Source organism: Paenibacillus sp. CAU 1782 (assembly GCF_054551715.1).
Window position 1 is genome coordinate 49,539 of the sequence record NZ_JBTOLL010000025.1, and the last position, 14,936, is coordinate 64,474.

The following is a 14,936-nucleotide window of genomic DNA, read 5'->3' on the forward strand; positions in this document are numbered from 1 at the left end:
TCACCGCCTTTTCGTTCTCTGCTGTTTTGCTTTTCCTTGGCTTACCCACGGTAAGCCTTACAAAAAGCTCCTTGCAGGGAACGGAAATTCGGGTACATCTGCTCCGACGGAATAAGCATACACGCCCTAGGGTCTTTTAAGAGACGCTTTAACGCTGCTTTGCGGCCTGCAGCATGCGTGAAATATCAAGCTCGCCGACATTTCGGCGGGTTTTGCTGTTTTTAAGCGGCTGCATGGATCGTTTCATAATGGCTTTGATTTCACCTGGGGAGAGCCCCGGGTACAAGGACAGAAGAAGGGCAATTGCGCCGCTTACGTGCGAGGTGGCCATGGAGGTGCCGCTCATCTCGTTGTATTGGCCGCGCAGCCAGGCGGAGGGGATTTTGTCCCCGGGGGCATAAATGTCGATGTACGCGCCTCTGTTGCTGAATTGCGCGACCCTTCGCTGGCGATTGGTGGCGCCAACCGATATCGTATGCGGATAACGCGCGGGATAATCCACCGAGCGGAGCTTCCCGTCATTGCCGGAGGAGGCAACGATAATGACGCCGGAATTATAGGCATTGTTGACGGCGCCAAGAAGCGCCTTGCTTCGGGTTTTCATGCCAAAGCTCATATTGATAATGTTCATGCCGTTGCGGACGCACCAGTCGATACCCAGAATGATATCCGACACATAGGCGCTGCCGTTGCGGTCAAAGGCTTTGACGGGCGCAATAAGCGAGCGCGGAGCTACGCCGGTCATGCCTTGCATGCCGCCAACCGCAGCGATTGTCCCGGCAATGTGAGTGCCGTGGCCGTTGTCGTCGTGCGGCAGCTTGCTTCTGCTGAGCAAATTGATGCCCCTGAGCAAGGAATGCTGCAGGTCGGGATGGCCGAAATCCACACCGGTGTCGATTACGCCGATCTTGATTCGGTGGCCCGTTGTTACGCCCCATGCCTGCGGCGCCTTAATCTGCTGCACGCCCCACTGGACGCCATTTTCAAAAGTGGCGTATTTTTTGAGCGAAGGGCTGACGCTGATTTTGCAATCCTTTTCAATCCATATTGGACCGGATGCCGTACCTAATGCGGCATCGTTTGGAAGCCTGCAGCAGATGCCCCTGATAATGGGCACCGGTCTGTAGGAATCTGAAAGGCCAGAGGCCGACGCGGCTTTGGAGAGCCGATAAAGGAAACGGCGGTAATGGCTGCCGCTCCGGAAGCGGATGATGCATTTGGCGGCGGGCCGGTCAGTCGCGGCTTGCTGAAGCCAATGCAGTAAGGTGGCGATATCCATTTGTAGGCTTCCCCTTCCCGAAGGACGATGCTCCACTATACTATGAAGTCGAGGGTAGAGCCGCATGAGCCACCTGCCCCGAATGAAATAAATAGGCGTGGTTCCGTGTCAAAACTCCGCCTTTTACATAGAATAAATGAAGAGCTAATGGCTCTTGCATCACCGGTGAAAGCCGGTTGGATACAGTCAAGGCGAAGGGGTCACCCTTCGCTTTTTTGGCTTGCTGGACGCCGGGCTCCACAGAGCGCTTGCTTTTTTGCATAAAATAGGTTTTACTATACTGTGACTAACAAGCAGCTTTAAGAAAAACGGGTAGTACAACTTATAGGTGCAAGAGAGGATGTGTCGATATGAGCGGCAGCAATCTGACTTTAAAGCTTGATCCTGAACGCATAAAGGAAATGCCGATGGTTGATTTGGCCTTCGAGGTGCTGAAAGCGGCTAATACGCCTTATTATTATCGCGATCTGATGATGGAGATCGCTAAGATACGGGGTCTGTCCCAGGACGGCATTAATCAGTTCATCGCGCAGGTTTATACCGAAATCAACATAGACGGCCGTTTTGCCTGCGTTGGCAATAATACATGGGGCCTCAAGCGCTGGTACCCGGTCGAGCGCTCCGAAGATCCAGTCGGCAATGCGAAGCGAACGCGCATTATCAATGACGACGATGATCTTGAGGAAGACGACTTGTACGGAGAAGAAGAGGATGATTCATTCTCCGCAGAAGACGACTTCGATAACTATGACGAAGAAAACGAGGACTTCGAGGAAACGGAAGAGTCCGAAGTTGACGAAGAAGTAGAGATTGAAGACGAAGATCTGGAAGATGAAGTGGACGGAGAGCTCGATGAAGAGCTAGAGGAAGAAGAGGAAGAAGACGAATTTGAAGATGCGGATGACGAAGAAGATCGTTAATCAGGCTTGCGTTTACTTTAGCTTGACATGTCCTATGGGGCCGGAGTAAACTATTGCATGGGCTTCAGATTTGGTTGCTAAATAACGCATAATTTATGCATGAAGAGAAAAGTGCCCCCGTAGCTACGGGTGTCACTTTTTTTGTTTGAAGGGCGGAATTTCTGAAGTGTTTCGCCATTTTTGCAGGCTTTGATGCTCTGAATTTTGGGCAGACTTTAAAATATAGCATAAGCGCATGGAGGGTATCATCACAGTGACCAAGTATATTTTTGTAACCGGCGGAGTGGTTTCCTCGCTCGGCAAAGGAATCACGGCGGCATCATTGGGCAGATTGCTGAAGAACAGAGGGCTTAAAGTGACAATCCAGAAATTCGATCCTTACATCAACGTTGACCCGGGAACAATGAGCCCGTATCAGCACGGTGAAGTGTTCGTAACCGACGATGGCGCGGAAACCGACCTGGACTTGGGTCACTATGAGCGTTTTATCGATATCAACTTGTCCAAAAACAGTAACGTAACGACGGGTAAAATCTACTCCCATGTCATTACGAAGGAACGTCGCGGCGACTATCTGGGCGGTACGGTTCAAGTCATTCCGCATATTACGAACGAAATCAAGGAACGCGTATTCCGCGCTGGCAAAGAAGCCGGCTCCGATGTGGTCATTACGGAAATTGGCGGCACGGTCGGCGATATCGAAAGCCTGCCGTTTCTGGAAGCAATCCGTCAGATCAAAAGCGACATCGGCCGGGATAACGTCATGTATGTTCACGTTACGCTGATTCCGTACATCAAAGCGGCCGGCGAAGTAAAAACCAAGCCGACCCAGCATAGCGTTAAAGAGCTGCGCAGCATTGGCATACAGCCTAACGTCATCGTTTGCCGCACGGAATATCCGCTGGCAGATGATCTGAAACGCAAAATCGGCCAATTTTGCGACGTTGACGCAGGCGCGGTGGTTGAATGCCGCGATGCTTCAACGCTTTACGAAGTGCCGTTGATGCTTCGGGAGCAAGGGCTTGATGATATTGTTGTGAATCATCTCAAGCTGGAAGCGGGCCAACCGGATATGACGGAATGGGAAGAGCTTGTCGCCCGCGTCAAATCGCTGCACAAAACGACCGAAATCGCAATCGTGGGCAAATATGTCGCTCTTCACGACGCTTACCTCAGCATTGTGGAATCGCTTGGACATGCCGGTATTTCTGCGGATTCCGAAGTGAAAATCCGTTGGGTTGACGCCGAGCTGCTGACCGACGAAAACGTTGCGAATGAACTGAATGGCGTACACGGCATTTTGGTGCCTGGCGGATTCGGAGACCGCGGCATCGAGGGCAAAATCAGCGCGATTCGTTACGCTCGGGAAGCTAGAATTCCGTTTTTCGGCATTTGTCTCGGCATGCAGGTGGCTGTTATCGAGTATGCGCGGAATGTCGTTGGACTGAACGGCGCCAACAGCGCGGAAATTAATCCTACGACGCCATATCCCGTTATCGACTTGCTTCCGGATCAGAAGGATATTGAGGACTTGGGCGGAACGATGCGCCTTGGCTTGTATCCGTGCAAAATTTCGCATGAAACAACTGCGTTCCGGGAATACGGGGAAGAGCTTGTGTACGAGCGTCACCGTCACCGGTACGAGTTCAATAATGAATACCGCGAATCGATCGAAGCTGCGGGCCTGGTTATTTCCGGAACTTCGCCGGACGGCCGTCTGGTGGAGATGGTGGAGCTTGCCGATCATCCATGGTTCCTGGCTGTTCAATTCCATCCGGAGTTTACGTCCAGACCGAACCGTCCGCAGCCGTTGTTTAAAGGTTTTGTTCAAGCTGCGCTTACTTACGGACAGCGCTAAAGCAGTATTTCCAATCTCGTTTGTCAGAATTTCTGCAGACTATGCAGGATTTTGCATAAACGAGAAGGAAATTCCCTACACTTCTCGAATATATAATTAAATATGGGAGAGTTGTCCACGTTTTGCAGCCGTCTTTATGAACGCGGCCGCTCGTCCTCAATGTGCTTCGATGGATGGAAGTTTTCTCATGTTGAAGTTCAGCCACGGGGGGTAGATGTAGCTTGGATAAGAAAAAGGTATTGATTGTAGATGATCAGAACGGCATTCGCATCCTGCTCTTGGAAGTGTTCAACAGCGAGGGATATCACACTTTTCAAGCGCCCAACGGCAAACTTGCCCTGGAAATTGTGAGCTCGGAATCCCCGGACCTGGTACTGCTGGATATGAAGATTCCAGGCATGGATGGCCTGGAAATACTGAAGCATATCAAAGCGATTAATCCCAGCATCAAAGTCATTATGATGACGGCTTACGGCGAGCTGGATATGATTAAGGAAGCCACGGATCTTGGCGCGCTTATGCATTTCACCAAGCCGTTCGACATTGACGAGATGCGGATGGAAGTTAACCGGCATCTGCAAGGCGGCAACCCGCCTGACCGGTTTGCGGTAGGTTCCTGACAGATAGCGAGCGGCATTGGCGCCTTAGTGCGGCAATGCCGTTTTTTAGAAATACACGCGAATCGGCCGTTTGTCCCGCCAAGGGATAGCGTTAGCCGTTTATGCTTGGCCTATAAATTTAATTGTGATATACAGCATTATTACTTTTGCCCGGGTTATGGTATAATAGCACAGGATAACAAGTCGGAACGGGCTTGGTGCAGAAGATTTTACACAGAAAGCTACTATTAGGAGGAACAGAACTATGCCACTCGTATCAATGAATGAATTATTGCCTAAGGCTAAGGCAAACAAGTATGCGGTAGGTCAATTCAACATGAACAACCTGGAATTTGCTCAAGCGACTGTTGAAGCCGCCATTGAAGAAAATTCTCCATTTATTTACGGAGTAAGCGAAGGCGCTCTTAAATATATGGGAATCGAGTTTACAGTAGCTATGGCTAAAGCCGCAGCTGATAAATCCGGATTGCCAATCGCTCTGCACCTTGACCATGGCAGCAGCTTTGATGTAGCTATGAAATGTATCCGCGCTGGCTTCTCCTCCGTTATGTTCGACGGTTCCCACTACGGTCTTGAAGAAAACATCGCCCTGACTAAAGAAGTGGTTAAAGCTGCACGCGCAATGGGCGTTTCCGTTGAAGGCGAGCTGGGCACAATCGGCGGCGTTGAGGATGACCTGAGCGTTGACGAAGCTGATGCAAAAATGGCTGACCCTGCTGAAGCTATCCGCTTCTACGAAGAGACAGGCGTTGACTGTCTGGCAATCGCTGTTGGTACAGCTCACGGCATGTACAAAGGCGAGCCAAAAATTCATTATGATATCATCCAAAAGGTTGCGGACGCGATTCCAGTGCCAATCGTTCTTCATGGCGGTTCCGGCGTACCGGACGAAGCGATCCGTTTGTCGATCCAGGCTGGCGTTGGCAAAATCAACGTGAACACTGAGAACCAAGTGGCTTGTACAAACGCTATCCGCGAAGTTCTGCTTGCAAACAGCGAAGTTATCGACCCTCGTAAATATTTGACTCCTGCACGTTCGGCTATGAAGGCAGTCATTCAAGAAAAAATCCGTTTGTTCGGAAGCAACAACCAAGCTTAATCCAGTCATTCGGAGTTAAAGGCATACAAACCGCCTGAACAGAGCAAGCAGGATGAATTCGGCATAACCGCGTCCTGCTTGCCGCGGCGGTTTTTTCCTTTATTCTCTTTCCAACAGAGCGGGAGGATCAATGATTTCATGGAGAAATTGATGATACGCGGCGGACGGCCGCTTCGCGGAACCGTTCAGATCAGCGGAGCAAAAAACAGTGCTGTGGCGCTGGTTCCTGCCGCCATACTGGCGGAGACTGAAGTTGTTTTGGACAACTTGCCGCAGATTAGTGATGTAGCGGTTTATCGTGATATTTTAGAGGAATTAGGAGCAAAGGTGGAGCGGAGCGGCGACTCGATGACGATTGATCCGTCTCGGCTGACTCCAAAGGCGATGCCTAACGGCAAAGTCAAGCTGCTCCGAGCAAGTTATTATCTGATGGGCGCCATGCTTGGCCGGTTTGGCGAAGCAGTCATCGGGCTTCCCGGCGGCTGCAATTTTGAACCACGTCCCATCGATCAGCATATTAAAGGTTTTGAGGCTCTTGGCGCAACGGTTACGAACGAACACGGATCGATACGAATTACGGCAAAGCAGCTTAGAGGGGCAAAGATTTACCTGGATGTAGCGAGTGTTGGAGCAACGATTAACATTATGCTGGCGGCCTCCAAGGCCAAAGGGTCCACGATTATTGAAAACGCGGCAAAAGAGCCTGAAATTATAGATGTAGCTACTCTCCTTAACGCGATGGGCGCCACAATCAAAGGCGCGGGCACCGAAACGATCCGGATTGAAGGCGTGGATCGGCTTCACGGCTGCCGTCATTCCATCATCCCAGATCGCATTCAAGCCGGAACGTACATGATTGCCGCGGCGGCAACGCGCGGTGATGTTCTCATAGACAACATCATTCCCAAACATATGGAAGCGATCACAGCCAAGCTGGAGGAAATGGGCGTTGAAGTTCACGAGATGGATGAATCCATCCGTATCGTCGGGGCTCCGGAATATACGGCAATTGACGTAAAAGCGTTGGTCTATCCCGGATTTGCGACGGATCTGCAATCTCCGATGACCACCTTGCTGACGCAAGCCAAAGGTGTCAGTATTCTGACCGATTATGTATACGGCACCCGTTTTAAGCATGTGCCCGAATTGGCGCGCATGGGGGCTAACATTCGCGTGGAAGGACGTTCGGCCATTATTGAAGGCGGCAAGCTTAATGCGGCCAAAGTAAAGGCGGCGGATTTGCGCGCCGGAGCTGCACTAGTGGTTGCGGCTTTGACCGTTGAAGACGGCGTGACCGAAATTGCGGGCGTGGAATACATTGACCGGGGTTACGATCACCTTGTTGAAAATCTGTCCAGACTGGGCGCGGAAGTATGGCGGGTTAACGATTCGGAATAGATTTGGAACGATATGGAAAGTATGAGGGTAAAGCGCAATAATACATTTGAGAATAAGTGGTGAGAATATGTCCGATCTACAGATTGCAGATCTGGAGGAAATGAAGCTTACCGAGCTGTACAAGCTCGCAAAGCAGTATCAAATCGCCTATTATGGCACATTGAAGAAAAAAGAATTGATTTTTGCGATTTTACGCGCGCAGGCTGAAAAAAGCGGACTTATGTTTATGGAAGGCGTATTGGACATTCTGCAAGAGGGATTTGGTTTTCTGCGTCCTATCAACTACCTTCCAAGCAAGGAGGATATTTATATATCCGCCTCGCAGATTCGCAGATTCGATCTGAGAAGCGGTGATTTGGTATCAGGCAAATGCCGGCCTCCAAAAGAAAATGAGAGGTATTTTGGATTGCTTCAGGTCAATGCCGTTAACGGCGAAAACCCTGAAACTGCTTCCGAGCGACTCCATTTTCCCGCCCTCACTCCTCTTTTTCCAGAAAAGAAGCTGGTGCTTGAAACCGCGCAAACCAAACTTTCCACCCGAATCATGGACTTGCTGGCACCTGTTGGCCTTGGACAACGGGGCTTGATCGTAGCTCCGCCAAAAGCGGGCAAAACGCTGCTGCTGAAGGAAATCGCCAACAGCATCTCGCAAAATCATCCCGATATCGAGCTTTTTGTGCTGCTGATCGACGAACGTCCAGAGGAAGTAACGGACATGCAGCGTTCGGTTAAAGGCGAGGTCGTGGCTTCGACGTTTGACGAACTGCCGGAGAACCATATCAAGGTTGCGGAACTGGTACTGGAGCGCGCGCTGCGTCTGGTGGAACATAAGAAGGATGTTGTTATTCTGCTGGACAGCATTACCCGTCTGGCCCGCGCATACAACCTGGTTATTCCTCCATCGGGCAGAACGCTTAGCGGCGGTATCGACCCGGCTGCATTCCACCGCCCGAAACGTTTCTTCGGTTCGGCGCGCAATGTCGAGGAAGGCGGAAGCTTGACCATCCTGGCGACTGCGCTTGTGGAGACGGGCTCACGCATGGATGATATCATCTATGAGGAATTTAAGGGAACGGGCAATATGGAACTGCATCTGGACCGCAAGCTGGCGGAACGGCGCATTTTCCCTGCTTTGGATATCCGCAGATCGGGTACAAGGCGCGAAGAAATGCTGCTTTCCAAGGAAGAGCTTGATAAAGTTTGGGCGATTCGCAAAAGCATGACGGATACGCCTGATTTTGTGGACAACTTCCTGAAGAAGATGAAGGATGCGGAAACGAACGAACAATTTCTGATGTCGCTGGATACATCTGCCGTAGAGGCAGGCCGGCAAGAGCGGCCAGGCGCCAGAAGCAGTGCAGGCTCGTCATCCACTACCGGAACCAGAAGGCCTGCTGCGCGGACAACGCCAAACGCGTAGCGCGGCAGAAGGAGGACAACATGAATCTCGTATATGCCGACAAAAACGGCAATGTATTTGATCATCCCCACTACGAGGCGCTTGGCCGCAGCGGAGATATGATCGTGGAAATGATGGAGGAGGAGCTGATTCCGTTGCCCGAAGGGGCAACGTTGGTCAGTCTTCCTTTTACAAAACCAGTAGGCTTTAATCCAGAATCCGGGAATATGGAAGTGGTTCCGGACGGGGCGCAAGCCGTTGGCGCGTTGCTGCCGCAAGGGTATACGCGTCTTTGCTTGCCGGGTTATGTCAAAGCCGACAAAAACGAAAAGCTGCCGTTGTTTGGCTATACCGCCGTTGTTTGGAAAGATGGCGGTTTTTATGTAGCGGCGGAGCAAACCGACGATCCCGAACGCTGGGATCCTCTTAATTGCGATCAGGGAGAACTGAACCTTCAGGTGGAGCGGCTGCTTAACGAGTATCCCGAAAACCGCCTGTTCAAGCATTTGTCCAATTGTGCTCTTGGCTATGAATGTTTAACGGCTTCCAACACCTTCCTTGGTCGTTGGGAGGGCGCGGTTCCCGTCTCGTATTCCTGCAATGCGGGTTGTTTTGGCTGTATTTCGGAGCAGCCTGACGATAGCGGCTTTGTTGCGCCGCAGACCCGGATGAACTTTAAGCCGCAAGTACAGGAAGTCGTCGATATCATGATGGAGCATCTGAAGCATCCCGATGCCATCATCAGCTTTGGGCAAGGCTGCGAGGGAGAACCCTCCACTCAGGTGAAAATTATCGTTGAAGCGATGAAGGAAGTACGCAGCCGGACATCTAACGGGTTTATCAATATTAATACAAATGCCGGATTAACTGATTTTATCCGCGCCATTGTGGATGCTGGCCTGGATCTGATGCGTGTCAGCACAATCAGCGCGCTGGATGATCACTACAACGCCTATTACAAGCCGCGCGGCTACAATTTGAAAAATGTGGAGAAGTCTCTTCGCTATGCCACGGATCAAGGGGTTTACACCTCTATCAACTATTTGATTTTCCCTGGCGTCACCGACCGCGAGGAAGAAATCGAAGCCATGATCGGATTTGTGAAACGCAGCGGTCTCCGGCTTATTCAGATGCGCAATCTGAATATCGACCCCGAAAGCTATTTGGGCTTGATTCCCAAAGCTAAAGGCGAGATCTATGGCATGAAAACGATGCTGGATATTTTCCGCCAAGAGCTGCCGGATGTTGTGATCGGCAATTATACGCATGTTCCGCCGCTTGCTCTGCGCCGATAGCAGAGGTCGGCTATAACGGGTGATGCCGGACCGGGATCGTATACCGGCAGCCTTGGAATATACATTGCGGCTTGGGCGGCTTCGTGCTATAATCTCCTATGTGTGATTTTACTCTGGATTCGAATGTGATCCAGGGCGGAAAGAGGTGAAGAAGATGAAACAAGGTATTCATCCGACCTATAACGTCGTTACAGCAACTTGCGCTTGCGGCAATACATTCGAGACAGGTTCGATCAAATCGAATCTTCGTGTTGAAATTTGTTCCGCATGCCACCCGTTCTTCACGGGTAAGCAAAAGTTCCTGGATGCCGGTGGCCGTGTCGACCGTTTCAAGAAGAAATACGGCATCTAATATATGGTGCGCGTTCCGCCTTTATTTGGCAGAATACAGTAACCTCCCTCAGCCATCCTATGGTTATGAAGGGAGGTTTTTTCGTGGGCAAAAACAGATCGGAAGGCGCTTTTGGATCCCTATGTAAAATAGCTTCTGTGCTCGTTTTAGGTATCGTTATGGCGCTAGGGGGAGGCTGCTCCGGCGAATCGCGGGAGGAGAGCCGTTCCTATGGGCATGACGGCTACATGGGGTATTCCAATAGCAATCCCAACACCATTAACCGGCATTCCACCCGTTCGTACGGCGAGGATACCGCGCTTATCCGGCAAGTATTGGAACCTTTTCAGGGGATTAAGGACGTCAAAATATCGTTTAGCGGGAGCCGCGTGCTTGTTACCTTAACTCCCGGCGAAGGCTTGACTCCGGAAGCTCGGGCTCGCTTAACCCAGCATGCCCTTGAAACCGTCAAATACAATATGCCGGACTACAAGGTTAATGTAAGAATGGCGCGGCCTTGAGGACGGCCGTAAATGCGCCAATCTTCTCCATCGCATGATACTCAGTTGCGCTTTGGGCTGGAATGTACTATACTTGTCTTTGCCGTGCTAGATGGGGAGGTAGCGGTGCCCTGTAACTCGCAATCCGCTATAGCGAGGTTGAATTCCTGCTCAAGGTTATGCCGATGTGAGGCTGGCGCTTGCAAGCAGTGTTGACAGTCGGGTCCTCCGCAATGGACGCTTGTGAACCCGGTCAGGTCCGGAAGGAAGCAGCCGTAAGCAAGTTTGTTCATGTGCCGGGGGAGTGCCTGGCTCGAGCTGTGGAGCAATAATGCCGCTTGGGTCGCATGTATCAAAGGCAGGTGCACGGTCCTAACGCTGTAAATTCAAGGCATGTTATGCTTTGCACAATAGAAGTCTGCGTCATCAACCCCGAAACGGGAAGGTGAAGCAGGCTTTTTTTGCATAACGGCTCTTATTTGTTTTTTCTAGCAGTCGGGATGTAGTATAATAAAAGCATTGTGAACCGCCGTAAGGGGTTATAGTGGTTGTATTACAAGCAAGCCGAAGGGGAAGAATTCTGTGTCTCATATTGCTTTATACCGGGCTTGGCGTCCCCAGACGTTTCGGGATATGGTCGGACAACAGCATATTATACAAACCTTGCAAAATGCCATTCGGGAGAACCGGGTATCTCACGCGTATTTATTCAACGGGCCTAGAGGAACCGGCAAAACGACAACGGCAAAGGTGCTGGCCAAAGCGGTTAACTGCGAACGGGGCCCGTCAGTCGAGCCGTGTAATGAATGCGATGCTTGCCGTGGCATTACGGCCGGCCATATTATGGACGTTGTCGAAATAGACGCGGCCTCCAACCGGGGCATCGACGAAATCAGGGATATTCGCGACAAGGTAAGATATGCGCCTTCCGATGTGCGTTACAAGGTTTATATCATTGATGAAGTGCATATGCTCACGACGGAAGCCTTTAATGCGCTTCTCAAAACGCTGGAGGAACCGCCGGGCCATGTCATTTTTATTTTGGCGACAACGGAGCCGCACAAACTGCCGGCAACGATTATTTCCAGATGCCAACGCTTTGATTTTCGGCAAGTATCCCTTCAGGAGCAAATGGAACGTCTTAAAGAGATTTGCGCCGATGAGGGAATCACTTACGAAGAGGATGCCATTGCTTATATCGCAAGGCTGTCGGAAGGCGGAATGCGGGATGCGATCAGTCTGCTGGAGCAGGTGTCGGCATATAGCGGTGGCGGCATTACGCTGGAAACGGCCGTTGATGTTACCGGCGGACTGGCTGCGGAGCAGTTCTACCAGTTGGCTGAGGCTGTGCGCGACCGGAATGCCGCCGCAGTGCTGCCGCTAGTGGAAAGTCTTGCACAGAGCGGCAAAAGTGCGGACAAATGCATGGAAAATCTGTTATATTATTTTCGTGATCTGCTTGTGCTTAAGCTGGCTCCGAACGGCAGTGCGGAGACGGAGCGCGTGGTGGACCGCGAACGGTTTCAAGCTATGGCGGAATCCTATACGCCACAGCGGCTGTTTGCCATGATTGACATCTTGGGCCGTTATCAGGGAGAGCTGAAGCACGCCACCCAGCCCCAAACGTTGTTTGAGGTGGCGTTGTTAAAGCTTTGCACATTTGAAGAAAGCGGCAGCGGGAGTGTTGCTTCGTCAAGCGCATCCGGCAGCGCCCCGTCGTCAGAAATCAATGCCCTGCGTCAGCAGGTTGCGGCATTGGAGCGCCAATTGGGCGAGCTGATCAAAAATGGCGTAACCGCCTCATCATCTGATGGAAGCGGAAGAAGCCAGGCTGCTCCGGCGCGAGCCCCTAGCCGGGGAATCTTCGGCGGAGCCGGCGGCGGGATGAGGAGCAAGGTCAAACTTGAGCCGTATCTTGCGGCTGCCGAAAGCCAGGAATCCGTAGCGGCCCGCGCCAAATGGGCCAACGTTTTGCAGCGGGTGAAAGAAGAGAAGGTAACGCTTCACGCCTGGCTTAAAGACGGGGAGTTAGTGTCGGTGTCATCCGCTACCCTTTTGCTGGCATTTCGCAATGATATTCATCGTGAAACGACGGAAAAGCCGAATCACCGAGAAATCATTGAGCGGATCGCTGGCGAAGTGCTTGGTTCGTCTTATGGCCTGGCTACGGTCATGCAGAAGGAATGGCAGGCGGCGCTTGAAGGAAGCGGCCCCCCTGCTGCAGGAGAAGTGCTGGAATTAGAGCATGAGGGGGAGCCTCAGGGCAAGGCGTCACCTAAGCAGCCGCCTTGGGTGGAGGAAGCGGTTAAGCTCTTTGGCGAAGAGTTGGTTGTGGTGAAGGATAAAGATTGACTACACTATTTTATGAGGTGAATATCAATGAACAATATGAATCAGATGATGAAGCAAGTGAAAAAGATGCAGGAACAAATGTTGAAAGCTCAAGAAGAGCTGGAAACCAAAACGGTTGAAGGCACAGCCGGCGGCGGCGCGGTTACCGTATCGGTAAACGGACATAAGAAAGTGCTGAGCCTGGTCATTAAGCCGGAAGCCGTAGACCCGGATGATGTGGAAATGCTTCAAGATCTTGTTTTGACCGCTGTTAATGACGCTTTAACGAAAGCGGATGAACTGGCTAACAAGGATATGGGCAAATTTACAGGCGGCATGAAAATCCCGGGCTTGTTCTAGAACATGTATTACCCGGAGCCTATAGCCAAGCTGATTGATTCTTTCACGCGACTGCCGGGCATCGGGCCCAAGACGGCTGCAAGGCTGGCTTTTCATGTTCTGCGAATGAAGGAAGACGATGTAATCGATTTTGCCAAAGCATTGGTCAGCGTGAAGCGCAATCTGTTTTACTGCTCGGTATGCTGCAATATTACAGATACCGATCCCTGTAAAATTTGTCAGGACAAAAGCAGGGACAACTCGGTGATTTGTGTCGTGCAGGAGTCCAAAGACCTGGTTGCCATGGAGCGCACCAAGGAGTACGACGGCTATTATCATGTGCTTCAAGGCGCAATTTCGCCGATGGAAGGAATTGGACCGGATGAAATCCGGATAGCTGAGCTGCTTAAACGGCTCAGCGACGAGAGAGTCCAGGAGCTTATTCTCGCCACCAATCCCAATATCGAGGGAGAAGCCACGGCAATGTATTTGTCGCGGCTGATCAAACCTTTTGGTATTAAGGTGACGCGGATAGCCCATGGACTGCCTGTGGGCGGAGATCTGGAGTATGCGGACGAGGTTACCTTGTCCAAAGCTCTGGAAGGCCGGCGAGAATTGGGATCATAACAATGGGACAGTCAAGCTTTTGTGAGCTTGGCTGTTTTTTTTGGTCATATTTCACCAGACAAGCCTATACACATGTTAAGAAAGACATTAGCATCTGCGGGGTAAGGTGGTGGAACAATGGTGCGAATCAGCAAGCTGGAAAAGGATGATTTTGAATTGAAGAGGATTTTGAAAGGAGAGATTATTGAAACGCTAAGGGAGTGGGAAAACGCCAATCGTTTTTTTGACTGCGCCTTGGGCAAGGACCAGGTTGATTATGCGATCCACGCTATTATCACGGCCGAAAAGCGATACGCAATGCTGCTTGCCAAGGCAAAACGATTACAAGGACCCTGGCCGGTCTGATTGGAGGACGTAAGGATGAAAGCATTATGGATGACTTTGCTGATCGCTTCTTCTGTTATCCTGATCGGGGTATTGATCCGCAACAGGATGTCCTGGGGGTGGCTACGTTACTTTGCCATTCACATGGTCGCGGCTGCCGGCGCTTTATACCTGCTTAACTACAGCGGGCTTATTCCGGGGATGTATATTCCTTTGAATCCATTTAGTGTTGGAGCTGTTGTTGTACTGGGGCTTCCAGGAGTTGCTCTGATGGCGGGACTGCAATGGGTTATCGCATGAATATGGTGGCAGTAGAGGGGATAGAGCCCTATTCGAAACTGCTGAAACCAGGTTCTGAAAACCCCAGAACATCAGTAGGAATCAGTGTTTTCAAGCGTTCTGCACCATAGCGGAAAAGAGACCGGATAAAACAATTTAAAAAAAAGTTTTAAAAAGGGGTTGCATTATTTCGAGTCCCTGTGATATATTATAAAAGTCGCCGCTGAGACATGCGGGACACACGAAACAAAACGAAACAAAAGCTTGTTCTTTGAAAACTGAACAACGAGTGAAACTGCCCTGTTTAATCTCCTTGAGAAGCAGCAATGCTTCAAGG

The 14,936-nt window shown here is 51.0% G+C and carries 15 protein-coding genes and 1 other RNA gene; 15 read left to right on the top strand and 1 reads right to left on the bottom strand.

Annotated elements, in window-relative coordinates; genetic code table 11:
* Positions 1 to 148: 148 nt before the first annotated feature.
* Positions 149 to 1,279, bottom strand: coding sequence for a S8 family peptidase (locus ACX93W_RS25875; protein ID WP_459395265.1), 1,131 nt, complete (start codon positions 1,277 to 1,279; stop codon positions 149 to 151).
* 350 nt (positions 1,280 to 1,629) lie between these two features.
* Between ACX93W_RS25875 and rpoE the strand changes: the two genes are divergently transcribed.
* From rpoE to ACX93W_RS25950, 15 genes are all read left to right on the top strand, one after another.
* A complete protein-coding gene (gene rpoE / locus ACX93W_RS25880) occupies positions 1,630 to 2,199 on the top strand; it encodes a DNA-directed RNA polymerase subunit delta (RefSeq protein ID WP_459395266.1) in 570 nt (189 codons plus the stop codon).
* 253 nt (positions 2,200 to 2,452) lie between these two features.
* Complete coding sequence (locus tag ACX93W_RS25885; RefSeq protein WP_459395267.1) at positions 2,453 to 4,057, top strand: CTP synthase; 1,605 nt, start codon at positions 2,453 to 2,455, stop codon at positions 4,055 to 4,057.
* A 221-nt stretch (positions 4,058 to 4,278) separates the two neighbouring features.
* Positions 4,279 to 4,677, top strand: a complete 399-nt coding sequence (locus ACX93W_RS25890) for a response regulator (RefSeq protein WP_459395268.1) — start codon at positions 4,279 to 4,281, stop codon at positions 4,675 to 4,677.
* Between the two features lie 244 nt (positions 4,678 to 4,921).
* A complete protein-coding gene (gene fba / locus ACX93W_RS25895) occupies positions 4,922 to 5,776 on the top strand; it encodes a class II fructose-1,6-bisphosphate aldolase (RefSeq protein WP_459395269.1) in 855 nt (284 codons plus the stop codon).
* A gap of 138 nt (positions 5,777 to 5,914) precedes the next feature.
* On the top strand, positions 5,915 to 7,174 hold the full coding sequence (locus ACX93W_RS25900; protein WP_459395270.1) for a UDP-N-acetylglucosamine 1-carboxyvinyltransferase: 1,260 nt from the start codon (positions 5,915 to 5,917) through the stop codon (positions 7,172 to 7,174).
* 67 nt (positions 7,175 to 7,241) lie between these two features.
* On the top strand, positions 7,242 to 8,594 hold the full coding sequence (gene rho / locus ACX93W_RS25905) for a transcription termination factor Rho (RefSeq protein ID WP_459395271.1): 1,353 nt from the start codon (positions 7,242 to 7,244) through the stop codon (positions 8,592 to 8,594).
* Between the two features lie 20 nt (positions 8,595 to 8,614).
* Positions 8,615 to 9,868 carry a radical SAM protein gene (locus tag ACX93W_RS25910; RefSeq protein WP_459395272.1) on the top strand — a complete coding sequence of 418 codons (1,254 nt, stop codon included), beginning with the start codon at positions 8,615 to 8,617 and terminating at the stop codon, positions 9,866 to 9,868.
* 154 nt (positions 9,869 to 10,022) lie between these two features.
* Positions 10,023 to 10,220, top strand: a complete 198-nt coding sequence (gene rpmE / locus ACX93W_RS25915) for a 50S ribosomal protein L31 (RefSeq protein WP_459395273.1) — start codon at positions 10,023 to 10,025, stop codon at positions 10,218 to 10,220.
* Between the two features lie 83 nt (positions 10,221 to 10,303).
* Positions 10,304 to 10,720 (top strand): hypothetical protein, encoded by a 417-nt coding sequence (locus ACX93W_RS25920; RefSeq protein ID WP_459395274.1) that lies wholly within the window; start codon positions 10,304 to 10,306, stop codon positions 10,718 to 10,720.
* Between the two features lie 82 nt (positions 10,721 to 10,802).
* Positions 10,803 to 11,069, top strand: an RNA gene (gene ffs / locus ACX93W_RS25925) — signal recognition particle sRNA large type.
* A gap of 212 nt (positions 11,070 to 11,281) precedes the next feature.
* Entirely contained in the window at positions 11,282 to 13,051 is a 1,770-nt protein-coding gene (gene dnaX / locus ACX93W_RS25930) for a DNA polymerase III subunit gamma/tau (protein WP_459395275.1), read from the top strand.
* Positions 13,052 to 13,078: 27 nt separating this feature from the next.
* The gene (locus ACX93W_RS25935; RefSeq protein WP_459395276.1) at positions 13,079 to 13,390 is read left to right on the top strand and encodes a YbaB/EbfC family nucleoid-associated protein; all 312 of its coding nucleotides are present in this window, start codon (positions 13,079 to 13,081) and stop codon (positions 13,388 to 13,390) included.
* A 3-nt stretch (positions 13,391 to 13,393) separates the two neighbouring features.
* Positions 13,394 to 13,996 carry a recombination mediator RecR gene (gene recR / locus ACX93W_RS25940; protein ID WP_068680287.1) on the top strand — a complete coding sequence of 201 codons (603 nt, stop codon included), beginning with the start codon at positions 13,394 to 13,396 and terminating at the stop codon, positions 13,994 to 13,996.
* Positions 13,997 to 14,113: 117 nt separating this feature from the next.
* A complete protein-coding gene (locus ACX93W_RS25945) occupies positions 14,114 to 14,341 on the top strand; it encodes a DUF2508 domain-containing protein (protein WP_459395277.1) in 228 nt (75 codons plus the stop codon).
* A 15-nt stretch (positions 14,342 to 14,356) separates the two neighbouring features.
* Positions 14,357 to 14,620 carry a pro-sigmaK processing inhibitor BofA family protein gene (locus tag ACX93W_RS25950; protein ID WP_459395278.1) on the top strand — a complete coding sequence of 88 codons (264 nt, stop codon included), beginning with the start codon at positions 14,357 to 14,359 and terminating at the stop codon, positions 14,618 to 14,620.
* Positions 14,621 to 14,936: the final 316 nt, after the last annotated feature.